Here is a 20,036-nt window from a genome sequence, read left to right as displayed (position 1 = left end):
GAGCGTCTCGCCCTGGGCGACGTCGGCGCGCATGCGCAGGTCGATGACGACGGGAGCTGAACGCTCGGCTCGCCGGGAGGGTGGGAGGCCCCGACCAGGCGACCGGACCACTCCGTTCATCCGCCTCGGGAATTCCCCGCCACCCTCTCGCCTTCTTCTACCTGCATGCAATATATTGCATGCAGTCGTCCGACCACCTCATCCCGAAGGAGCAGCCATGTCCACGTCCGCGTTCACCCCTGAGGGCGACCGGCCCACCGCCGTCCTCGTCCACGGCGCGTTCGCCGAGTCGTCCAGCTGGAACGGAGTCGCCTCCCGGCTCCTCGCCGAGGGCCTGCCCGTCCTCGCGGTCGCCAACCCCCTCCGCGGGCTCGCCCCCGACGCCGAGTACCTCCGCAGCGTCCTCAACGGGATCGACGGACCCGTCGTCGTCGCCGGCCACTCCTACGGGGGCTCCGTCGCGAGCGAGGCGGCGGAGGGCGCGGCGAACGTCCGGGCGCTCGTCTACGTCGCCAGCTTCCTCCTGGAGCCGGGCGAGAGCACCGGGGAGCTGGCCGGGAGGTTCCCGGGCGGCGAGCTCGGCCCCGCCCTGACCCCCGTCCCCTTCGCGTCCGGCGGGTTCTCCGGCGACGACCTCTACATCCAGCAGGACCGGTTCCGCGAGGTCTTCGCGGCCGACGTCGACGAACCCACCGCCGCTCTGATGGCCGTGACCCAGCGGCCGATCGCGGCCGCCGCGCTCGAGGACTCGGCCACGGCCGCCGGGTGGAGGAGCATCCCGTCCTGGACCCTGATCACCCGTCAGGACCTCGCCGTCCCCGCCGAGTCGCAGCGGTTCATGGCCGAGCGCGCCCGCTCCACCGCGGTCGAGATCGACGCGTCGCACGCCGTGACGGTCTCGGAGCCGGACGCGGTCGCGCAGCTGATCCTCGACGCGGTGCGGGCGACGCGGTGACGGGGCCGGCGGGCGGAGGAGCCGCCTCCGGCCGCCGGACCCGGGCTGCCGCGGTCGTCCTCTCGTCGGCGCTGCTGCTCGTCGGCTGCGCGCGCGCGGCGGATCCCGGCCCCGCCGTCGAGGACGCCGCCGAGGCCGCGGCGGGCGGATCGTTCGCCCTCGCGGAGGTGGACGGCGTCGACGGCTCTGACTTCCTCGTCGTCTGCCCCTACGAGTCGCCGGAGTCGGTCGAGGAGCGGACCGGGATCTCCTGGTCCGGGCCCGACCGGTCCGAGGATGAGGGGGTGCAGACGCTGGTCGTGCTCGACGGCGGCGAAGTCGTGACGACGAGCGGACTGGACCGGGACCGCGCCGACTTCTGCTCGGGCGACCGGTGGGAGCCGCTCCCGCTCGACACCCGGCTCGCGGTGAGCGGAGCGGGTGCGGTGTCGGTGGAGTGACACCGGTGGCGGCGGTCGAGTGGCATATGCAATATATCGCGCGGTGCTATCGTCGCCGTATGCCCATCCCGAAGACGACCGCCGTCACCCCCCGGTCCCTCCTCCGCGACGACGTCTACCGCGCGCTGCGCGACGCGATCGTCGACGGGACGTTCGAGCCGGGGGAGCGCCTCCGCGACCAGGAGCTCGAGGCCTGGCTCGGGGTCAGCCGGACGCCGATCCGGGAGGCGCTGCTCCGGCTGGCGCGCGTCGGCCTCGTCTCGGCCAAGCCCGGCAGGGCGACGATCGTGACCCCCGCCACGGCCGAGAGCATCAGCGACGCCCAGCAGATCGCCGCCGCCATGCACGAGCTCGCCACGCGCCTCGCCGGCCCGGCCGTCACTCCGGAGGCGCTCGCCGCGATGGAGTCGGCGAACGACGATTTCGCCCGGGCGCTGGCGGACGGCGACGTCGAGCTGGCGCTGCGCTCCGACGACGCGTTCCACGCGGTGCTCACCGGGCTCAGCGGCAACGGAATGATCGAGGACGTGCTCGAGCAGGCCACTCCGCTCATCCGCCGCGCCGAGCGCCAGCGCTTCGCCTCCCTCGCGGCCCGCGGATCCGTGGAGCAGCACCGCGCGATCGTGGAGTCCCTCCGCGCGGGCGACACCGACGGCGCCGCCCGCCTCAGCCGGGAGAACTGGATGACGCTCGACCGCCACCTGCACGAGGCCTGACGCGCTGCTCCTCCGCGGGGAGGAGTCCGCGCTCGGTCATGCGCGAGGCCGACGCGATCGCATCCGCGACGAACCGCTCGGTCAGCTCGGTGTACCGGCGGACCTCGTCGTCCGACCATCCGGCCAGGACCTCGGCGATCATCCGGTCGCCCAGCGCGTACACGCCCCGGGCCGCCGTCTCTCCGGCGTCCGTCAGAGAGACCAGGCTGGCCCGCCGGTCGGTCGGGTCGGTCGTCCGCCTCACGAGTCCGTCGCGCTCCAGCCGTCCGACGATCTTGCTGATGTAGGAGGCGCCGGTGCCCAGCGCCTCAGAGAGGGCCGTCGGGCGCATCGGCCCCCAGGCGAGGAGGTGCCGGAGGGTCTGGTGCGCGGGCTGGTCGAGCGATTCGCCGGTCGCCGCGAGGATGCGGCCCTGCAGCGTCGGCGACTCCCAGAGGAGGATCAGCGCGCTCAGGTTCGCGAGCAGCTGCGACCGGTACGGGAAGTCACCCGGCGCCGGGGTCGGCGTCCCCTCGCCCGCGCGCTCCGCATCCATCCCGAGAGCGTAGCGCCGCCCTCCCCGCGCCTCCGCCGCCGGGATGCGGGTCGAGGCGGGTGCCGGGCGCGGCGCGGAACGACGGACGGCCGACGCGCGGGCGACCGGAGCGCTCTGGAACACTCGAGCGAGGGGCGGGGGCTCCGGAGCGGGGGAGCCGTGGCGTCACGCTTCGTCGAGCTCGACGGTCTGCGCGGCCTCGCCGCCCTCGGCGTGGTCGTCTACCACTTCACCACCGCGTTCTCGCTCGATCATCCGGATGCACCGCCGGGATCCGTCGCGCTCCCGTTCGGCGAGTTCGGCGTCCAGCTCTTCTTCGTCATCAGCGGCTTCGTGATCCTGATGTCCGCGGACCGCGCGCGGCGGCCGTCGGACTTCGCGATCTCCCGCGTCAGCCGCCTCTACCCGGCCTATTGGATCGCGGTGGTCGTCTCGATCGTCGTCGGCGCTCTCGCCCGCGTCCCCGGCACCGACCTCACGCCGCTGGAGCTGCTGCTCAACTTCACGATGGTGCAGCGGCTGCTGCTGGTGCCCAACGTGAACGGCGCGTTCTGGACGCTGGCCGTCGAGATGCAGTTCTACCTGCTGGTGCTGCTCGTGCTCGTCCTCACGAAGTGCCGGTTCACGGATCGGCTGGTCCGCGTGCTGGTGGTCGTCTGGCTCGGCGTCGCCGCGACCGCCTCCGTCGCCGCCCACCTCGTCTCGGGAGGCGTCGACGTCGTCTCGGCGCCGGTCGCCGTCCGGGTCCTGGCGAACCTGACGCTGGCCGAGTACGGACCGCTCTTCTGCGTCGGGATGCTGCTGTTCCTCTCGCGAGGCCAGGGGCGCTTCGAGCTCCTCGCCGTGCCGGCGGCTCTGATCGCGGCCCTGAACGCCCAGCTCCTCCACGGCGGGCCGGACGGAGCAGTCGTCCTCGGCGTCTGCGCGGCCGTCGCGGTCGTCGCGATGCGGCGCCGGACCGCCGTGCTGCGATGGGCGCCGCTGCTCTGGCTCGGGCGGATCAGCTACTCGCTCTACATCCTCCATCTGGTCGTGGGCAGCGCGATCGTCAGCGCGCTCTGGCCGCTGATCGGCCGCGACGGAGCAGGACTCGTCGCCTTCGTCGTCGTCCTCCTGCTGTCCTGGGGCCTCAACGCGGTCGCCGAGGAGCGGTGGAGCCCCGCCTGGCGCCGCGCCCTCACCCGTCGGCGCGACCGCCGGCTCCCGGCGGGGACGGCGACCGCGGCCTGACGCGGCTGTGCACTCCGCTGGCCGCTCAGCGAGTGCGCCGCCGAGGCCTGTGGACGCCGGTGGCCGCGAAACGCATCTCCGCTCGACGTTCCCTGAACCTTGGCTGAGCCACCGGGACGTCCGGGCCCCGGGCCACGTCTTCATCATGTGCCACGGATCGTGAGCACCGCGGCCCCGGCCACGACCTCTGACCATCTGGAGAAGATCATGACCAACGTCACCCCCACCAGCCTCGCCAACGCCTCCTCGGCCAAGCACGGCACCGCCACCTCGGCCGGCAAGAACACGATCGCCGACGGCGTCGTCGAGAAGGTCGCCGGCATCGCGGCCCGCGAGGTCCCCGGCGTGCACGACCTGGGCAACGGCGCCGCCCGCGCCATCGGCGCCATCCGCAACGCGATCAACGCGCAGGACCGCGGCCAGGGCATCTCCGTCGAGGTCGGCGAGAAGCAGGTCGCCGCCGACATCACCGTCGTCGCCGAGTACCCCGTCGCACTGCAGAAGCTCGCCGACAGCATCCGCTCCGCCGTCTCCGAGGCCATCTCCTCGGTCGTCGGCATGGAGGTCGCCGAGGTGAACGTCACCATCTCCGACGTCTTCATCCCCTCGGACGACAAGGACGACGAGACCGAGAGCCGCGTCAAGTGACTCCGTCCCACATCGGCCTGGTCCTCGGCGCGGTCCTCGCGCTGACCGCCCTCGTCTTCGGCTTCTGGGCGCTCCTCTGGGTCGCGCTCGCCATGGCGATCGGCTACGGCGTCGGGCGGGTCGTCGAGGGCAAGCTCGACCTGCGCTCCCTCGGCGACACCCTCCGCGGGCGGCGGTCCTCGTGACCGCGGCGGTGATGGCCGACGAGGCCAGCCACGGCCGCACGACGATCAGCTCGCGCGCCGTGCGCCGAGTCGTGTCGGCCGTCACCGCGGAGGCGCTGGACGTGAACTCGTCCGACGTGTCCGTCGAGCTCGACGACGAGGGAGGACGCCTCCACGTCGTCGCGCACGCCCCCATCCACGTCACGCCCCTGGGCGAGACGGGCCGCCGCTCCTCCGGGACGCTGCTGGACCGACTCAGCCGGGCGCAGACGACCATCCGCTCGCGCTGCCTCGAACTGACGGGCTCCACGATCGGCCGGGTCGACCTCCGGATCACCGGTGCCGACCTCCGAGAACGAAGGAGGGTGTCGTGACGACTCCCACCACTGCCGGCCGGGCGCTCTACCCGCGCCTGGTGCGGCGCGAGACGCACTCGTCCCGCTCCGGATCGGCGATCGTCCTCGCCGTCCTGCTCATCCTCCTGTTCGCGTGGCTGGGCACGGAGGCGGTCCTCGCCGTCCTCGGCCAGCCCGCGCTGCTCGTGGCCCCGCAGGACGGAGCGTCCTCGCTGCTCAACGCGGCCGCGGCGCCCATCGCGCTGACCGCCGCCGCCGGCGCCGTGCTCGCGCTGATCGGGCTCGTCCTGATCGTCGTGTCGCTCAAGCCCGGCCGTCGCGGCCGTCGCGCCGTCAGCACCGACCGCACCGCGGCCATCGTCGACGACCGCGTCATCGCGCAGGCCGTCGCCCGCACCGCCGGCTACGCCGGAGACGTCGACCCGGACAACGTGTCGGTGTCGGTCGGATCCCGCGTCGTCGACGTGACGGTCTCCCGCACCTCCGGCCGCAGCATCGACGTCACGCCGATCCGCGAGGCCGTCGACGCCGAGCTCGCCACGTTCGACTGCACCCCGCGCCTGCGCTCCAAGGTGCGCCTGTCCGAGAAGGGAACGGTCCGCTGATGACCACCACGAACCGATTCCTCAACCGGCTGCTCCTGTTCGTCGTGGGCCTCGTCCTCCTCCTCGCCGGCGGCGCCGTCGCGGTGGGGTCGCTGCTCCCGCAGGTGCAGGAGAACGTGTCCACCGCCGCGCAGGACGCGGCCGACCCCACGAGCCAGGCCCTCTCGGGCGGCACCCCGTGGATCCTCTGGGTCATCGCGGTCGTCGCGCTCGTCCTCATCCTGCTGCTGGTGCGCTTCATCGTGCGCCAGGGCCGCGGCCGCACCGCCACGCTGCTGCGCGTCGGCTCCGGAGAGGGAGCGGGGACGCCCACCGGCGGCTCCGTCACCATCGACGCGAAGGTCGCCGAGCAGGTCCTCGAGGAGGCCCTGTCGCAGGAGCCGTCCATCGTCGCGGTCGACGTGACCGCGTTCGAGATCAAGCACCAGAAGGTGCTGCGCGTCACCGCGCACACCCGCCGCGGCGCCTCGCCCGCCCGCACCCGGCAGACGGTCGACCAGGCCGTCCGCCAGTGGGACGCCCTCCTCGGCGAGGAGACGCCCGTCGTCATCCAGATCGTCAGCGGTCTGCGGACGAAGATGAGCGGCACCGCCCGCGTGCAGTAGCCGCCGGCACCACCGTCCGGCCCTCCCGATCGGGAGGGCCGGAGAGCCCCGCTCAGGCGGGATGGAAGTCTTTCTGAAGGAGCACCCCATGTCCGATCCGATGGAGCCCGGCACCGTCGAGCGCATCCGCACCGATGAGCAGCCGACCCCGAACGAGCAGAGTCGGCGCGAGTCCGCCCGCCGCGACGGGAAGCCGTCCGAGCCCGAGTCGACCGAGAGCCGGGTCGCGACCGCCGCCGGCGAGAGCGCCCAGCGCGTGTCCGGCGTCCACCACCTCGGTGGAGCCGTCGCCCGCGGCCTCGACCGCGCCTCCCGCCGCGTGCTGGGCACCAGCACCGTCCCCGGAGTCACGGTCTCGAAGGCCGACGGCGTCACCACCGTCGACATCGACCTCGTCGTCGAGTACCCCCACCCCGTCCGCGAGGTCCTGGACGCCGTGCGCGATCAGGTGCAGCGCGTGGCGGAGCCGGTCGCCGGCGGCCACGTCGTCGTCAACGTCGAGGCGACCGACGTCCACGGCCCGTTCGACCCGATCGAGAAGCCGGAGGAGGACGAGGAGCCGCTCGTCGACACCGCCAAGCGCGCCGCCTCCGACGCCCGCGACTCCGCCAAGGAGGCCGCCGGGAACGCTCGCGACGCCGTCTCCGGTGCCGTCGACTCCGCCCGCGGACGTCTGGCGGACGCCGCCGACGACGCCGCTGACGCGATGGACCGTGCGGCCGACGAGCGCGACGAGCGCGCAGCCGCCCAGAAGACGGCCGACGACGAGCGCGCCGCCGAGCGCGACGAGGACGACCCCCGCGTCGAGACGCACGCGGCTCCGGCCGTCGTCGAGACCGCGGAGTTCGTGGTCCGCGTCCAGGTCGAGCCGGTGGACGACGACGGCGACCCCCGCACCGCGACCGTCAAGGTCGCTCCGGCGGAGGAGTCCGAGCACGTCGAGCGCGACGAGGCCGCGGCCGATCGCGACGCCGCTTCCGACGACGCCCACCGCTCCGAGGACGACCGCGCGTCGTCCACCGCCGGTCGGGAGTAGTCCCGTGCGCACCCGCTCGTACGGCGCGCGACGCAAGCCGCGTGCGGCCTGGATCGCGCTCGGCACGGGCGTCGTGCTCTCGTTCGTGGTCGTCGTCGCCGTGCTGCTGCCCGTCCTCGGGCTGATCGGCGCGGCCGACGGCACCACGGCCGGGGCGCTCGACGTCCCGGTCGGCGCGATCGTCCTCTCGATCGCCCTCAGCTACGCGGTCGGCCTGGCCTGCCTCGCCGTCGCGTTCCTCTCCCGCAACGCGGCCCTCGCCTGGGTCGCCGCGGTGGCCGCCGTGATCGCGACGCTCATCGGCTCGATCTGGCCGCTCGTCGCCACCGGATTCGCCAGCGTCGACCAGGCGAAGGACGTCATCCCCTTCATCCAGGACCTGATCGCCCGGGTCCGGGGGTAGCGTCGGGGCGATGAGCTCCGATTATCTCCGCGCCTACGACGACCAGCTCCGCTCCGACGCCGAGACCCCGAGCGCCGTCTCCGTGACGCGCGAGGGGCCTCTGCGTCTGGTGACCTTCGCCGGCGGACGCGGCTTCGTCACCTACCGCGACCTCGCCGGCGCCTCCTCCGCGGAGATCGCCCGCCTGGTCGCCGCGGCCTGCGCGCACTTCGACGCCGATCCCGGCATCACCCGCGTCGAGTGGAAGACCCGCGGCCACGACGAGGCCCCCGGCCTGCACGACGCGCTCGTCGCGAACGGCTTCGCGCCGGACGAGGCCGAATCGATCATGATCGGCCCGGTCGAGGCGCTGCTCTCGGAGCGGCCGGTCCCGGAGGGGGTCGTGCTGCGGCGGGTCGTCGACGAGCCGGACGTCCGCGCGTTCAGCGCCATGATCGACGCCGCCTTCGAGGAGGAGGTCGACGTGTCGATCGCCGACTCGCTCGTCGCCCGCCTGGCGCGCGGCGACGGCATGGAGCTGTGGGTCGCCGAGGTCGACGGGCGGATGGCGTCCGGCGGCCGGCTCGAGCCCGTCCCGGGCACCGCCTTCGCCGGCATCTGGGGCGGAGCGACGCTGCCGGAGTACCGCGGACGCGGGCTCTACGGCCTGGTCACGGCCGCCCGCGCCGCCTCCGCACAGGCACTCGGGAAGACCCTCGTGCACAGCGACTCGACCGAGTACTCGCGGCCCATCCTGGAGCGCGCGGGCCTGGTCCGGGTGTCGACGACGACTCCGTACCGTCGCCGTCGTCCGTAGTCCGCGCTCCGTGGGTTCGCGGGGATCCCGAGACGCGCGCTGAGCGCGCTACTCGATCAGCATGTCGGGGACTTCTGCTGGTCGAGTAGCCCGAAGCGGCGTATCGAGACCTGCCCGTTCGTGCGTGGAGATCTCGATACGCGCGCTGCTCCGATCAGCTCGGGGACGTGATCTCGAGCGCGATGTTGTCGGGGTCGCGGAACTCGAGGAGGCTCATGCCGCCGGCGTCCTTGATCGGCTCGTGGGCGATGCCGAGGTCGTCGAGCACGGCCGCGGCCGCCTTCAGCGCGTCGAGGTCGGGGACGGTGAAGCTGACGTGGTCGAGCCCGACCCGGTCCTCGTCGAAGCGGTCGTCGCCGGGCGCGACGGGGCGCAGGCCGAGCAGTCCGCCCGGGAACTGGTAGATCACTCCGCCGAACACGAACGCCAGCTGCTCCTTCTCCTCCGGCGACGCGTCGGCCGGCGGCGCCTCGAAGGCGACGTCGAAGCCGAAGACGGAGTCGTAGAAGGGGCGCGAGACGGCGATGTCGCGGACGGTGAGTCGGACGTGGTTGTAGTCGACAGCGGGGATCGGCACAGGGGTTCCTCTCGGCGGTGCGGGCGGAGTGCCCGTCTCCAGTGGTTCGGAGGCGGCGGGCCGCCGGTTCGGGGCTGGCGCCGCCTCCGAGGATCGGGTAGCGCGTCAGTCCAGCTCGGTCGGGCGCGCCGGCTCGGCCAGCAGGGCGCGCGCCGCCATTCCGATCACCGCGCTGTAGGTGGGGTAGGCGAAGCGGACGTTCGCGAGGGTCGCGAGGTCGACTCCGGCCGCCATCGCGGTGGTGACCGACTGCACGACCTCGATCGCGTTCTCGCCGACCGCGTGCGCGCCGAGCAGCAGCTCGCGGCGCCGGTCGGCGATCAGCGTGAGGAACCCGTTCTCGCGGTCGTCGATGACGGCGCGGTCCAGGTGCGAGAACGGCACCGAGGCGACGACGCACTGCGGGTCGCGCTCGCGGGCCTGCTCCTGGGTGAAGCCGACGCCCGCGTAGTCAGGGTCCGTGAATCCGCCCGCGGGCAGGAGGAACTGGGGCGTGCGCCGGTTCGCGCCGAGCACCGCGTTCTCGGCGGCGGCCTCCGCCTCGAACTGCGCCGCCTGGACGAGCATGTCGCGCCCGTTGGCGTCGCCGACCGCGAAGATGTGCGGCACGACGGTGCGGAAGTACTGATCGGCGGGGATCGCCGAGCGGACGACCTCGATGCCCGCGTTCTCGAGTCCGAGGTCCTCGACGTCGGCGGGCCAGCCGGTGGCCATGATCACCACGTCGACCTCGGCCGTGCGGTCCTCGCCGCCCTCGCGCCACGCGATCGCGAGCGAGCCGTCGTCCTGCCGCTCGATGCCCGACACCGTCTCGATCCCGGTGCGGACGCGGACGCCCTGGCGCTCGAAGGCGGACGCGACGTGCTCGGAGATGCTGGAGTCGGAGGTCATCAGGATCCGCGGGGCGACGTCGAGGAGCGTCACCTCCGAGCCGAAGGCGTTGAAGACGGTGACGAGCTGGGCGCCCGTGTTGCCGCCGCCGATCACGGCGACGCGGCGCGGCAGCTCGGTCAGCCCGAGCACGTCCTCCGGCACGGTCGCGAGCTCGGCGCCCGGGATCGGCAGCCGCCGCGAGTGCCCGCCGACGCAGACCATGATCGAGCGCGCGCGGATCCGCCGCCCGCTGTCGAGCACGAGGGTGCTCTCGTCGACGAAGCGGGCGCGGCCCTCGTGGATCAGGTCGACCCCCGCCTCCTCGAACCGCTGCGCCTCGCGCTTGATCGAGCGCACCAGGTCGACGCGCTCGTGCACGTGGCGCACGGTCGCGGCCCAGTCGAGGACGGGAGTGCCGATCTCGATCCCGTAGTCGCCGGCGGAGCGGGTCTCGCGCATCATCCGCGCCGTCTTCGCCAGGACGCGGGTGGGCACGCAGCCGGTGTTGACGCAGGTGCCGCCGACGCGCGCGGCCTCGAGCACGACGACGCGCGCTCCCAGCTCCGCGGCGCGGAGGGCGGCGGCCGTCCCCGCGGGTCCTGCGCCGATGACGGCGACGTCGTACTCGGCCTGCTCGGGAGTGCTGTCGGGCACGGGGACCTCCGGTTCTGGGTGTGCTCCGATCCTGCCGCTCCGCGCCCCGCTGCACCCGGCCTTGACAGCCCGCCCGCGGACCGGCGTCGCGGGCGTCCCGACGCTGAACATCGGCCGAGGACGGTTGCTCGGCGGGCGCCCGGCACGGTGGGATGACCGGGTGGGCTGCGGCGGGGGACTCGGGCGGAAGGCGCTCCGATGAGCGCCCGCACCTTCGGGGTGGAGGAGGAGTACCTCCTCGTCGACGCCGGCACGTTCCTCCCGACGCCCGCGGCGCCGCTGCTGCTCGGCTCCGTCCGCGGTTCCGCGGCGGTCGCCCTGGCCGCCGAGCTCAAGGCGGAGCAGATCGAGGCGGTCGGCTCGCCCGCCCGCACGCACGACGCGCTGCTGGCCGGGCTGCGCGAGGGCCGCCGCCTGGCCGACGACTCCGCCCGCGAGGTCGGTGCCCGCGCCGTCGCGGTCGCGACCAGCCCCGCCGCGTTCGAGCCGCACCTCTCGGCCGACGAGCGCTACGACCGGATGGCCGAGCGCTTCGGCCTCGTCGCCCGCGAGCAGTTCACCTGCGGCCTGCACGTCCATGTCGGGATCGGGTCGCCGGAGGAGGGGATCGCGGTCCTCGACCGGCTGCGCGGCTGGCTGCCCGCCCTCCTCGCCCTGAGCACCAACTCCCCGCTGAGCGCCGGCGCCGACACCGGGTTCGCCAGCTGGCGCTACCAGTCGTGGGGGCGCTGGCCCACCGCCGGCCCGGTCGGCATCTGGGGCGACCTCGAGCAGTACCGGAGCGTCGTCGCCTCCCTCACCTCCTGCGGCGTGCTGCTGGACGAGGGGATGCTCTACTTCGACGCCCGTCTCTCCCGTGCGCACCCGACCGTCGAGGTGCGCATCGCCGACGTCCCGCTGCACGCCGAGGACTCGGCGCTGATCGCCGTTCTGATCCGGGCGCTCGCCGAGACGGCCGTGCGCGACGCGGGCGCCGGTGTCCCGCCCGTGCCGCTGCCGACTCCGGTGATCGCCGTCTCCTCCTGGCTGGCGAGCCGCCACGGCACGACCGGCGACCTGATCGATCCGGTCGACGGCTGCCCGGCCCCCGCCTCCGCGGTACTGGCGCGCCTGCTCGACCACGCGGGTCGGGCGCTGGCGGAGTCGGGCGACGAGGAGGTCGCGGCGTGCGGTGTCGAGCGGGTCCTGGCGCGGGGCACGGGCGCCGAGCGGCAGCGCGCGGTGTGGGAGCGGACGGCGTCCGCGGCCGAGGTGATCGCGGACGCGGCGGAGGCGACGCGCGCCTAGCGGCTCGCTGGCCGCAGGCTCACCGCTTGCTGGTCGCGGGCCCGGCGGCTCAGGGCTCGCTGGTCGCGGGGTCCGGTGACCCGGACTCCACCGTTCCGGACTCCGCCGTTCCGGGGTCCGCCGCCTCGGGCTGCGGCGACTCCGGCACCAGCTGGTAGCCGCCCTCGATCGTCCCGTCCGGGCGGAGCAGGATCTGCGTGTACACCGGGGCGCCGCTGCGGAGCGTCGTGCCGCTGACCCGGAGGGGCTCCCCGGCGAAGAACGCCTCCGAGCCGGTGCAGCCGGCGAAGAAGGACGCGTCCGGGCGCTGCACGGCGAGGCACACCGTGGTGCCGTTCGGCTCGGTGATCAGCAGGCGGTCGTTCTCGGCGGTGTCGAACCCGGAGCCGTAGACGACGGCCTCCCCGGCGAGCAGGGCGAGGCCCGGCGGGACGTCGGTGGTCGGCTCCCAGCCCTCGACGAGCGCGGCGAAGCGGTCGGCGGGATCCGCGGAGGCGGTCGGCGGGGCGACGGGGTCCGCGGGCGGAGGGAGGAGGAGCGCGGTGGGGACGATCGCGCCGACCGCGGCTCCGCCGACGATCGCGGCAGCGAGCACGAGGCGGCGGCGGCGCGGGTGCGGCGTCCGCGGGGCCGGCCCGTCGGGGTGCTCGGCGGGCGACTCCGGAGTCCCGGAGCCGGCGGTCGCCGACAGCGGAAGTGCGGTCGCCGGCAGGGGGGCGCGCGAGTCGGTCGCCGTCCCGGGATGCGCCGTACCCGGCTGCGCCACGGACGGCGCGGCGCCGGTCTGCGCGCCGGACCCCGTCACTCCGGGAGGAGCGTCCTCCGCCTCCAGCTCGCCGAGCCGTCGCAGCGCCTCGCGCCGCTCGTCCCGGTCGGCGCCGTCGTCGCGGGGTCGGGCCGACAGGATCCGCTCGAGATCCCTGCGCTCGTCGTCCTCGGCCTGCACTCCGTCAGTATGGCGGCGCCGGACACGGGAACGGCCCGCGACCCCCGGGACTCCGCCTTCTCAGCGGTGTCCCGGTGGCCGCGGGCCGTTCCGGTGCGGGCGTCAGCCCGACGGGTTCTCGACCGGGTCGCCCTCGGGGTCGGTGGCCGTCTCGGGGTCGACGTGCTCGGGGTCGGTGGTCTGCGGGTCCTCGGGAGTGTTCTTCTCGGTCATCGGATCCTCCTTGTCGCTGGATGCGGAACGTGCGGACAGGTTCCACGCTACGGCGGGAGCTCCGTGGAGCGCGCCCGGTTGACTCCGCCGCCCGGTGTCCGGAACCGAGGTCAGGAGCGGCGGATCAGCCCGAGCGGCCCGTCACGCTGCTTCCGGCCTCGGCTCCGGACGCCGCTCGCCTCAGCCGGCCACTTCACCCGTGGCAGCCGCGGGCGTCCACCGCAAGGCCTGGCAGCGCTCTGTCGCGATTCGTACGCTGAACCCATCGAGCCGAGGAGCAGCAGCGCCACATGATCCGCACCACCGTCACCATCGAGGGCAAGACCTACGGGCTGTCCCAGGGGACCGACGTCGCCGAGCTGAAGCGGTCGGCGACCGAGGCGACGCAGGCCGGAGGAGGCCTCGTCGACTTCGTGATCGTGGGCAACCGCCAGGTCAGCGTCCTGATCTCGACGGGTGTTCCGGTGATCTTCGAGGAGCTCGAGGTGCCGGACGACGACCGCGACACCGGTGACGTCCACCAGCCGTGGGACGACATCGACTACCTCGACTGACCCCGTCCTCCCGGTCGCGCCGAGTCGCGGCCGGGTCCCAGACGCCTGAGGGGCGCCGCCGGCTGGACCCGGCGTCTCTCGGGCACCTCGTGCCGCGCTACTCCGCGGACTCGCTCTCGGCCAGCTCGCCCTCGACCAGCGTGCGGGCGGCCGAGGCGAGGGCCGAGCGGATGCGCTCCGCCGGCTCCTGCAGCATCGCCGCGATCGCGTCGACGTCGTGGCCGCCGGTGTGCCGGAGCAGCCAGGCCTGGCGCTCGAGCGTCGGCAGGGCGTGCAGGCGGCGGTGGAAGCCCGAGCGCAGCAGGTCGTCCTCGCGGATCGCCGGCGGGGCCTGCTCGGCGCGCTCCATCGCGGAGCCGCCGCGCTGCACGCTCGCGCGCCCGACCTCGGAGCGCATCAGGTCGAGAGCGCCCGTGTCGTCGAGTCCCTGCGGCCGTCCGCTGCGGACGGTGACCGCCGCGTGGCGGAGGGCGGCGCTCGCCGCGGAGTCCGACAGCGTGAGGCGGTAGGCGTACGCGTAGAGGCCGAAGGCGCGGTTCTCGAGGGCGCGGCCGGCGAGCAGCTCGCCCTGCTGCTGCGACTGCGTCATGCCGACGGCGGCGACGGGTCTGTCGTAGGTGGTCACGGTGACTCCTCGGCTCCGCGCGCTCCCGGTCGGGAAACGCGTCGGAGGCGATGCTAGGGAGTCGAGAACGATCGTTCTACCCTTGACATTTCAGAATCTTTTTCGATGCATGCGCATGGAAGCGCTTTCCCGACAACCGTCCTGGAAAGTGGAAGCGCTCTCACTCCCGCGCCGAGAGGATGCAGAACTCGTTGCCCTCCGGGTCGGCGAGCACGACCCAGGACTGCTCGCCCTGCCCGACGTCGGACCGCGTCGCCCCCAGGCCGACCAGCCGCGCGACCTCCGCCTCCTGGTCGTCCGGCACGAAATCCAGGTGCAGCCGGTTCTTCACGGTCTTGCGCTCGGGCACGTCGAGGAAGAGCAGGCTCGGCCCGCGGCCCGACGGGGCGAGCAGCTCGATGCCGTCCTCGTCCTCGTCCACGACGTCCCAGCCGAGCGCCTCCTGCCACCAGTGCCCGAGGGTCCGGAAGTCGGTGCAGTCGACGATGATCTCTTCGAGTCGGAGGGCCATGCACCGACGCTAATCGGCGCGGGGCGTGTCGGGGAAGTGCGTCCGGCGGGTCCGCGCGGCGCCGCGGCTCCGTCCGGCCGTGTCGTCCGCGGGGACGGGTGCCCGTGCCGGTTCGGCACGACGGCTGGCGGCCGGAGCGGCGGCGCGGCATCCTCGACGCGGGTGCCCCTGCGCCCGGGGACGAGGAGCAGCATGAGCACCGCACGCGAGCAGTGGGAGGCGCGCTACGCCGACTCCGATCGGATCTGGTCGGGCCGGCCGAACGCGACGCTGGTCGGGCTGGTCGGCTCGCTGCCGCCGGGCCGCGCCCTCGACCTCGGCGCCGGTGAGGGGGCGGACGCGCTGTGGCTGGCGTCGCTCGGCTGGCGCGTGACCGGGCTCGACCTCTCCGAGACGGCGCTGGGCCGGGCGCGCGCGGCCGCGGCCGAGCGGGGCGCCGATGTGGACTTCGTGCAGGCAGACCTCGCCGAGGACTGGCCGGTCGTGGGGGAGTTCGATCTGGTGACGGCGAGCTTCCTGCACTCGATGGCCGAGTTCCCGCGGATCGACGTGCTGCGGCGGGCGGCCTCCGTCGTCGCTCCCGGCGGCCGCCTCGCCGTCGTCTCGCACGCCGCACCCCCGCCGTGGGCGAGCGGCGACGACCACCGCCACGGAGCGATGCACCTCCTCGGCCCCGAGGAGGAGCTCGCCGAGCTGGCCCTCGACCCCGCCGAGTGGACCGCGGAGCTCGTCGAGACGAGGGAGCGCGCCGTGACCGCTCCCGACGGCACGGCCGCCGTGCTCCTGGACGGCGTGCTGCTCCTGCAGAGACGCGGCTGAGCAGGCGCCGCTCGAGGACCGCGGCCGGGCTAGCGTGGTCCGCGACCCCGACCCCGCAGGAGGCGCCGATGCCGCTCGATCCGTACCTCGCCGCTCGGCTGCCCCTCCTGGCCGGCCTCGCGTATCCGCTCGACGCCGAGCAGGTCGCCCGCATGGCCGCGTTCGAGGAGGATCCGGGGCCCTGGTCGCTGCCGGAGGGGATCGACGTCGTCGCGGAGACGGCGTCCGGCCCGCACGGACCGGTCCCGCTGCGCGTGTACTCGCCCGCCGCGCCCGAGCGCGCTCTGCTCTGGGTGCACGGAGGAGGATTCGCCGCCGGCAGCGTCGACATGCGCGAGTCGCACGTCGTCGCGGCGGAGCTCGCGCACCGGGCGCGGGCCCGGGTCGTCTCCGTCGACTACCGGCTCGCCGGCCCCGACGTCCGCTACCCCGTCCCGCTCGACGACGTGCACGCCGCCTGGCGGCACCTCCGCAGCACGGAGTCCGGATCCACGCCCGTCGCGATCGGCGGCGCGAGCGCGGGAGCGGCCCTGGCCCTCGGCGCGGTCCTCCGCGAGCGCGACGCCGGTGCGCGGCTGCCGGAGCACGTGCTCCTGGCCTACCCCTTCGCCCACTTCCCCAACCCCGCCGTCGACGACGCGATCGCGGCCGAGCTGCGCGAGCTGCCGCCGGTCCTCCGCTTCCCTCCGTCGAGCATCGAGGGCATGGTGCGCACCTACCTCGGGCGGATCTCCGACCTCCCCGTCGAGGCGCTGCCCGGCTCCGCGCCGCTGGCGGGTCTGCCTCCGGTCACGGTCCTCGTGAACGAGTACGACGAGCTGCGCGGGTCAGCGGAGCTGCTCCTGCGCCAGCTCGCGGAGGCGGGCGTCGCCGTGACCGGGCACCTGGCCGCCGGCATGCCCCACGGGCACCTCAACCGGACGCCGGCGCTGCCCGAGGTCGACCGGTCGCTGCACCTCTTCGCGGCTCAGCTGCGCGCGATGGGCTGAGGCGCCCGGCCCCGTCTCGTCCGCTCCGCCCCGCTCAGCTCAGGCGCGGTCGGCCCCGCCCCGTCTCACTCCGCTCAGGCGCGGTCGTGCAGGGTGACGTGGTACCCGTCCGGGTCGGCGAAGGTGAAGGTGCGCCCGAACGGGCCGTCGATCGGAGCCGCGACGACGGGGTGCCCGTCGGCGACGAGCGCGTCGTGGATCTCCTGCACGCCGGTCGCGTGCAGCCAGATCGCGGCGCCCACCCCGGGGCGGGAGGCGGAGTCGAGGTCGGTGCCGGGCGCGAGGTCGCGCAGGGCGAAGGCGATCGGAGTCGTCGCGAAGACGACGGCGTGCGGCGGGCCGGCGGGCGAGCGGACCAGGCCGAGGTACTGCTCGTAGAACGCCTGGGACGCCGCGAGGTCGCGGACCTGGAGCGAGACGAAGTCGGGGCCGGTGACGGGCATGGGGTTCCTCCTCGGTTGTGTCAGCTTTCTGACACACCAGAGCGTATGTCAGAATACTGACGTGAGTCAAGACGGCATCGACCTCGAGACCTCGCTCGGCTACCTCCTCAAGGAGGCGTCGAGCGCCCTGCGCGCGGCGATGGAGGCCGTGCTCCGCCCGCTCGGGATGACGGTCACCCACTACTCCTGCCTCGAGCTCCTCGCCCAGCGGCCGGGCCTCTCGAACTCGGAGCTCGCGCGGGGCGCCTTCGTCACCCGGCAGTCGATGAACGTCCTGCTGCAGACTCTGGAGCGCGACGGCGTCGTCACCCGCCCCGACGCGGCTCCGGTCGGAAAGGTGCTCCCCGCCCGGCTCACCGAGCGCGGACGCCGCAGCCTCGCCGAGGCGTCCGCCGCCGTCCGCGGGGTGGAGCTGCGGATGCTGGAGGGGCTCGCGGAGGAGGAGCGGCAGGCGGCGGCGCGCCTGCTCCGCGGGATGATCCGGTCGCTGCGGGCGGACGACCGCGCCTGAGGCCGCGCTGTTCCGCCGTCTGTAGGAACGGGCGTCGCGCGCTCGCCGGTACGGTCGCGCTCATGGCAGCAGGAGGAGCGGTGCGCCCGCTCGACGTCGGGATCGTCGGCGGCTCGATCGGCGGACTGTTCGCCGCGGCCCTGCTCGTCCGCGACGGGCACCGCGTGACGGTCCTCGAGCGGTCGGCGACGGGCCTGTCGCGGCGGGGCGCCGGGCTGGTTGCCCAGCAGGACCTGATCGACCTCCTGCACGCGATCGGCCGCGACGACGAGGCGCGGGTCGGCGTCGTCGCGCACGAGCGGATCACCCTCGACCGCTCCGGGCGCGTGATCGGCCGCGACCCCTCCCCGCAGACGCAGGTGTCGTGGGACCACCTCTACGACACGCTCCGCTCGCGGATCCCCGCCGACCGCTACCTCCTCGGCCACGCCGTCGCCGGGGTGCGCCCCTCGACCGGGACGGACCCGGTCGTCGTCGAGCTGCGCGACGGGAGCGGCCTGGAGTTCGACGTCGTCCTCGGAGCCGACGGCCTCGGATCCGTCGTGCGCGCGGCGGTCGCACCCGAGGCGCCGGGGAACCGCTACGCCGGCTACTCGACCTGGCGCGGGCTGATCCCGGAGTCGGCGCTCCCCGCCCAGGCCGCGGCGACTCTGCTCGGACGCTTCGCCTTCTACACCGCGCCCGGCGAGCACATGCTCGGATACCTCGTCCCCGGACCCGCCGGCGAGGTGGAGCCCGGCCGACGGCGCTACAACTGGGTCTGGTACCGGCCCCTCTCGGAGGACGCCCTCCGCGGAGTGATGACGGCGTCCGGCCGTCCGCCGGAGAGCGTGTCCCTCGCGCCCGGCGATCTCGCCCACGATCTCCGCCGCCGGCTCGAGGAGGACGCGCTCGACCGCCTGCCGCCGCCCTTCGCGGCTGCCGTCCTGGCCGAGCCGCAGCCCTTCCTGCAGGCGATCGTCGACTACGTCCCGCCGCGGACGGTCCGCGGCCGGGTCGCCCTCCTCGGTGACGCCGCCGTGACGGTGCGGCCGCACACGGCCATGGGTGCGGCCAAGGCGGCGGGCGACGCGCTGGCCCTCGCTGGTTCTCTCGCGCGGCACCCGGTCGACGAGGCGCTCGAGCGCTACGAGACCGAGCGGCTCCCCGTCGGCCGCGCCATCGCCGAGTACGGCAGGCGCCTGGGCCGCTCGATCCCGCTGCTGTCCGAGTGACCGCAGTACCGCGCTCCTGATCGATCCCGGACGTCCGCAGTGATTACCGCCTTCCCGGTGACGAGCCGCCACTGCGAAAGAGTGCGATCGAGAGCGAAGAAGAAGGTCTCCGCTGGAAGTCCTCAGGTGAGCCGAGGTCCGTGCCCGTCACGAGTTCATCCCCCGCCCCCGCCTGGCCGCTCCCCGCCGTCCGCCGCGCGTCCCTTGCTCCTCGACCGCGGAGACGGCACCCTCGGGTGACGGCCCACGGCGAAGGAGACGCATGGACGACGACGGACTCCTGGCTGCGCTGCTGCGGGGACGGCCGGCGACGCTGGCCGACGCGGCGGAGCTGACCCACATCGACGAGGCCGAGGTCGCTGCGGCGATCGAGCGGCTCCGCGGCCGGGGGCTCATGGGCGGCGAGGGCGAGCAGCTCGACTTCCCGGCGCCGATGGAGTGGGCGGCCGCGGCCATCGCCCGGCACACGGAGTCGGCGCGGCGGGCGGGCAGGGAGTCCCTGGACGGGATCGAGAGCGTGGTCGCGGGCCTGCCGATGCTGCTCGGCGCCTGGCGGGTCGGCGAGGACACGACGGATCCGGTGCCGACCCTCCTCCGTCACGGGCCGCACGCGTCCGAGGACCTCTGGTTCGACCTCGTCCGCCGCGACTCCGGCTCGCTCGTGGCGGTGCTCCCGAACGTGGAGCGGTTCCTCGACCCGCCGACGGAGCGGGCGATCCGCTTCGGGCACGCGCTCGCGGCGAAGGACCGGGTGCGCGTCATCATGCCGGCCGCCGGCGCGCGCGACCCGCGGGTGCTCGCCCGGGTGGAGGCGTACCAGGCGGCGGGCGTCGAGTACCGGCTCCTCGAGAGCCCGCCGAGTTGGTTCTGGGTCGACGGCGACCACCTCGCCGTCCCGTTCGAGCGGGGCGAGACGAAGCCGACCAGCGTGCTCGGCGTGCGCCATGCGGCGCTGGCGGGGCTGGTCGAGTCGTACTTCGAGGTGCTGTGGCGGCAGGCCGCTCCGATCGGCGCCGTCGACCAGAGCTGGCTGCCGCTGCTCCGGCTGATGCGCCAGGGCGTCACGCTCGAGACCGCGTCGCACCGGCTCGGCATGAACCCGCGGACCGGCCGCCGCCGCGTGGCCGCCGCGATGGAGCACTACGGAGTGGCGACGCTCTTCGCGCTCGGCACGGCGTGGGCGGCGGACTCGCGCACCCGCGACGGCGACGCCGGTGCCGGAGAGCCGGTGCTCGTCGATCCGGAGGCGCTCGAGCCGGGAGCGCTGGACGACGGCGAGATCGACCTCGCCGAGACGGTGCCGCGCGAGGACTGAGCCGGGGCGGGGCAGT

General features: G+C 74.3%; 26 protein-coding genes. 19 read left to right on the top strand and 7 right to left on the bottom strand.

From position 1 onward, the window contains the following. Positions 1-217 precede the first annotated feature (217 nt). From C5C39_RS02145 to C5C39_RS02135, 3 genes are read left to right on the top strand one after another with little or no spacing between them, the layout of a single operon-like run. Positions 218-955 carry an alpha/beta hydrolase gene (locus C5C39_RS02145; RefSeq protein ID WP_104352547.1) on the top strand — a complete coding sequence of 246 codons (738 nt, stop codon included), beginning with the start codon at positions 218-220 and terminating at the stop codon, positions 953-955. Continuing rightward, a complete protein-coding gene (locus C5C39_RS02140) occupies positions 952-1,395 on the top strand; it encodes a hypothetical protein (RefSeq protein WP_104352546.1) in 444 nt (147 codons plus the stop codon). The genes C5C39_RS02145 and C5C39_RS02140 overlap by 4 nt, the downstream gene beginning before the upstream one ends. A gap of 59 nt (positions 1,396-1,454) precedes the next feature. Continuing rightward, positions 1,455-2,111: a GntR family transcriptional regulator gene (locus C5C39_RS02135; RefSeq protein WP_104352545.1), complete on the top strand. Its 657-nt coding sequence runs from the start codon at positions 1,455-1,457 to the stop codon at positions 2,109-2,111. Here C5C39_RS02135 and C5C39_RS02130 read toward each other — a convergent pair. Further along, positions 2,062-2,646 carry a MarR family winged helix-turn-helix transcriptional regulator gene (locus C5C39_RS02130; protein WP_104352630.1) on the bottom strand — a complete coding sequence of 195 codons (585 nt, stop codon included), beginning with the start codon at positions 2,644-2,646 and terminating at the stop codon, positions 2,062-2,064. The two genes, C5C39_RS02135 and C5C39_RS02130, sit on opposite strands and share 50 nt — an antisense overlap. 159 nt (positions 2,647-2,805) lie before the next feature. Here C5C39_RS02130 and C5C39_RS02125 point away from each other — a divergent pair, with 159 nt between their 5' ends. The 9 genes from C5C39_RS02125 to C5C39_RS02085 all read left to right on the top strand — a co-directional run bounded on the left by C5C39_RS02125 (position 2,806) and on the right by C5C39_RS02085 (position 8,489). After that, positions 2,806-3,876, top strand: coding sequence for an acyltransferase (locus C5C39_RS02125; RefSeq protein WP_181136294.1), 1,071 nt, complete (start codon positions 2,806-2,808; stop codon positions 3,874-3,876). Positions 3,877-4,083: 207 nt separating this feature from the next. Further along, the gene (locus tag C5C39_RS02120) at positions 4,084-4,524 is read left to right on the top strand and encodes an Asp23/Gls24 family envelope stress response protein (RefSeq protein ID WP_104223989.1); all 441 of its coding nucleotides are present in this window, start codon (positions 4,084-4,086) and stop codon (positions 4,522-4,524) included. Next, positions 4,521-4,709 (top strand): DUF2273 domain-containing protein, encoded by a 189-nt coding sequence (locus C5C39_RS02115; RefSeq protein WP_104223990.1) that lies wholly within the window; start codon positions 4,521-4,523, stop codon positions 4,707-4,709. The genes C5C39_RS02120 and C5C39_RS02115 overlap by 4 nt, the downstream gene beginning before the upstream one ends. Beyond that, positions 4,706-5,062: a hypothetical protein gene (locus tag C5C39_RS02110; RefSeq protein ID WP_244230558.1), complete on the top strand. Its 357-nt coding sequence runs from the start codon at positions 4,706-4,708 to the stop codon at positions 5,060-5,062. Before C5C39_RS02115 ends, C5C39_RS02110 begins: the two co-directional genes overlap by 4 nt. Beyond that, complete coding sequence (locus tag C5C39_RS02105; protein ID WP_104225847.1) at positions 5,059-5,649, top strand: DUF6286 domain-containing protein; 591 nt, start codon at positions 5,059-5,061, stop codon at positions 5,647-5,649. The genes C5C39_RS02110 and C5C39_RS02105 overlap by 4 nt, the downstream gene beginning before the upstream one ends. Further along, entirely contained in the window at positions 5,649-6,254 is a 606-nt protein-coding gene (locus C5C39_RS02100; protein ID WP_104232926.1) for a hypothetical protein, read from the top strand. Before C5C39_RS02105 ends, C5C39_RS02100 begins: the two co-directional genes overlap by 1 nt. A gap of 88 nt (positions 6,255-6,342) precedes the next feature. Beyond that, complete coding sequence (locus tag C5C39_RS02095) at positions 6,343-7,290, top strand: Asp23/Gls24 family envelope stress response protein (protein WP_181136293.1); 948 nt, start codon at positions 6,343-6,345, stop codon at positions 7,288-7,290. Between the two features lie 4 nt (positions 7,291-7,294). Further along, on the top strand, positions 7,295-7,693 hold the full coding sequence (locus tag C5C39_RS02090; RefSeq protein ID WP_104345677.1) for a hypothetical protein: 399 nt from the start codon (positions 7,295-7,297) through the stop codon (positions 7,691-7,693). Positions 7,694-7,703: 10 nt separating this feature from the next. After that, entirely contained in the window at positions 7,704-8,489 is a 786-nt protein-coding gene (locus tag C5C39_RS02085; protein ID WP_104352542.1) for a GNAT family N-acetyltransferase, read from the top strand. Positions 8,490-8,643: 154 nt separating this feature from the next. Here C5C39_RS02085 and C5C39_RS02080 read toward each other — a convergent pair whose 3' ends face one another. After that, positions 8,644-9,066: a VOC family protein gene (locus tag C5C39_RS02080; RefSeq protein ID WP_104223996.1), complete on the bottom strand. Its 423-nt coding sequence runs from the start codon at positions 9,064-9,066 to the stop codon at positions 8,644-8,646. A gap of 105 nt (positions 9,067-9,171) precedes the next feature. Further along, entirely contained in the window at positions 9,172-10,593 is a 1,422-nt protein-coding gene (locus C5C39_RS02075; RefSeq protein ID WP_258060409.1) for an NAD(P)/FAD-dependent oxidoreductase, read from the bottom strand. A 198-nt stretch (positions 10,594-10,791) separates the two neighbouring features. On the opposite strand from C5C39_RS02075, the gene C5C39_RS02070 reads away from it, so the two are divergent. Next, positions 10,792-11,880, top strand: coding sequence for a glutamate--cysteine ligase (locus C5C39_RS02070; protein ID WP_104352541.1), 1,089 nt, complete (start codon positions 10,792-10,794; stop codon positions 11,878-11,880). Positions 11,881-11,929: 49 nt separating this feature from the next. Here the strand turns inward: C5C39_RS02070 and C5C39_RS02065 are convergent, their stop codons facing one another. Then, positions 11,930-12,826, bottom strand: a complete 897-nt coding sequence (locus C5C39_RS02065) for a hypothetical protein (protein ID WP_104352540.1) — start codon at positions 12,824-12,826, stop codon at positions 11,930-11,932. A gap of 503 nt (positions 12,827-13,329) precedes the next feature. Here C5C39_RS02065 and C5C39_RS02060 point away from each other — a divergent pair. Next, positions 13,330-13,593 carry a hypothetical protein gene (locus C5C39_RS02060; protein ID WP_104224053.1) on the top strand — a complete coding sequence of 88 codons (264 nt, stop codon included), beginning with the start codon at positions 13,330-13,332 and terminating at the stop codon, positions 13,591-13,593. Between the two features lie 97 nt (positions 13,594-13,690). Here the strand turns inward: C5C39_RS02060 and C5C39_RS02055 are convergent, their stop codons facing one another. Beyond that, positions 13,691-14,218 (bottom strand): hypothetical protein, encoded by a 528-nt coding sequence (locus tag C5C39_RS02055; protein WP_104282873.1) that lies wholly within the window; start codon positions 14,216-14,218, stop codon positions 13,691-13,693. Positions 14,219-14,378: 160 nt separating this feature from the next. Next, complete coding sequence (locus C5C39_RS02050; RefSeq protein WP_104224051.1) at positions 14,379-14,729, bottom strand: VOC family protein; 351 nt, start codon at positions 14,727-14,729, stop codon at positions 14,379-14,381. A gap of 192 nt (positions 14,730-14,921) precedes the next feature. Between C5C39_RS02050 and C5C39_RS02045 the strand changes: the two genes are divergently transcribed. Together C5C39_RS02045 and C5C39_RS02040 are read left to right on the top strand one after the other, a co-directional pair. Continuing rightward, positions 14,922-15,548 (top strand): class I SAM-dependent methyltransferase, encoded by a 627-nt coding sequence (locus C5C39_RS02045; RefSeq protein ID WP_104352539.1) that lies wholly within the window; start codon positions 14,922-14,924, stop codon positions 15,546-15,548. 68 nt (positions 15,549-15,616) lie between these two features. Continuing rightward, complete coding sequence (locus C5C39_RS02040; RefSeq protein WP_104352538.1) at positions 15,617-16,537, top strand: alpha/beta hydrolase fold domain-containing protein; 921 nt, start codon at positions 15,617-15,619, stop codon at positions 16,535-16,537. Between the two features lie 74 nt (positions 16,538-16,611). On the opposite strand, the gene C5C39_RS02035 is transcribed toward C5C39_RS02040, so the two are convergent. Continuing rightward, the gene (locus C5C39_RS02035; protein WP_104238135.1) at positions 16,612-16,980 is read right to left on the bottom strand and encodes a VOC family protein; all 369 of its coding nucleotides are present in this window, start codon (positions 16,978-16,980) and stop codon (positions 16,612-16,614) included. A 61-nt stretch (positions 16,981-17,041) separates the two neighbouring features. Here C5C39_RS02035 and C5C39_RS02030 point away from each other — a divergent pair, with 61 nt between their 5' ends. The 3 genes from C5C39_RS02030 to C5C39_RS02020 all read left to right on the top strand — a co-directional run bounded on the left by C5C39_RS02030 (position 17,042) and on the right by C5C39_RS02020 (position 20,020). Beyond that, positions 17,042-17,491 (top strand): MarR family winged helix-turn-helix transcriptional regulator, encoded by a 450-nt coding sequence (locus C5C39_RS02030; RefSeq protein ID WP_104232916.1) that lies wholly within the window; start codon positions 17,042-17,044, stop codon positions 17,489-17,491. Positions 17,492-17,553: 62 nt separating this feature from the next. Further along, positions 17,554-18,705 carry an FAD-dependent monooxygenase gene (locus C5C39_RS02025; RefSeq protein WP_219813307.1) on the top strand — a complete coding sequence of 384 codons (1,152 nt, stop codon included), beginning with the start codon at positions 17,554-17,556 and terminating at the stop codon, positions 18,703-18,705. A 262-nt stretch (positions 18,706-18,967) separates the two neighbouring features. Further along, positions 18,968-20,020: a hypothetical protein gene (locus C5C39_RS02020; protein ID WP_104352536.1), complete on the top strand. Its 1,053-nt coding sequence runs from the start codon at positions 18,968-18,970 to the stop codon at positions 20,018-20,020. Positions 20,021-20,036 lie beyond the last annotated feature (16 nt).

Source organism: Rathayibacter sp. AY1F3 (assembly GCF_002931975.1).
Classification (GTDB): domain Bacteria; phylum Actinomycetota; class Actinomycetes; order Actinomycetales; family Microbacteriaceae; genus Rathayibacter.
The sequence above is the reverse complement of the archived record's forward strand: the minus strand, read 5'-3'. Positions and strand labels throughout refer to the sequence as shown.

Excerpts from the sequence above, each read along its gene's own strand:
- C5C39_RS02145 (WP_104352547.1), top strand. The coding sequence starts at position 218 with ATGTCCACGTCCGCGTTCACCCCTGAGGGCGACCGGCCCACCGCCGTC.
- C5C39_RS02135 (WP_104352545.1), top strand. The coding sequence starts at position 1,455 with ATGCCCATCCCGAAGACGACCGCCGTCACCCCCCGGTCCCTCCTCCGC.
- C5C39_RS02130 (WP_104352630.1), bottom strand. The coding sequence starts at position 2,646 with ATGGATGCGGAGCGCGCGGGCGAGGGGACGCCGACCCCGGCGCCGGGT.
- C5C39_RS02120 (WP_104223989.1), top strand. The coding sequence starts at position 4,084 with ATGACCAACGTCACCCCCACCAGCCTCGCCAACGCCTCCTCGGCCAAG.
- C5C39_RS02100 (WP_104232926.1), top strand. The coding sequence starts at position 5,649 with ATGACCACCACGAACCGATTCCTCAACCGGCTGCTCCTGTTCGTCGTG.
- C5C39_RS02095 (WP_181136293.1), top strand. The coding sequence starts at position 6,343 with ATGTCCGATCCGATGGAGCCCGGCACCGTCGAGCGCATCCGCACCGAT.
- C5C39_RS02085 (WP_104352542.1), top strand. The coding sequence starts at position 7,704 with ATGAGCTCCGATTATCTCCGCGCCTACGACGACCAGCTCCGCTCCGAC.
- C5C39_RS02070 (WP_104352541.1), top strand. The coding sequence starts at position 10,792 with ATGAGCGCCCGCACCTTCGGGGTGGAGGAGGAGTACCTCCTCGTCGAC.
- C5C39_RS02060 (WP_104224053.1), top strand. The coding sequence starts at position 13,330 with ATGATCCGCACCACCGTCACCATCGAGGGCAAGACCTACGGGCTGTCC.
- C5C39_RS02050 (WP_104224051.1), bottom strand. The coding sequence starts at position 14,729 with ATGGCCCTCCGACTCGAAGAGATCATCGTCGACTGCACCGACTTCCGG.
- C5C39_RS02045 (WP_104352539.1), top strand. The coding sequence starts at position 14,922 with ATGAGCACCGCACGCGAGCAGTGGGAGGCGCGCTACGCCGACTCCGAT.
- C5C39_RS02040 (WP_104352538.1), top strand. The coding sequence starts at position 15,617 with ATGCCGCTCGATCCGTACCTCGCCGCTCGGCTGCCCCTCCTGGCCGGC.
- C5C39_RS02035 (WP_104238135.1), bottom strand. The coding sequence starts at position 16,980 with ATGCCCGTCACCGGCCCCGACTTCGTCTCGCTCCAGGTCCGCGACCTC.
- C5C39_RS02025 (WP_219813307.1), top strand. The coding sequence starts at position 17,554 with ATGGCAGCAGGAGGAGCGGTGCGCCCGCTCGACGTCGGGATCGTCGGC.
- C5C39_RS02020 (WP_104352536.1), top strand. The coding sequence starts at position 18,968 with ATGGACGACGACGGACTCCTGGCTGCGCTGCTGCGGGGACGGCCGGCG.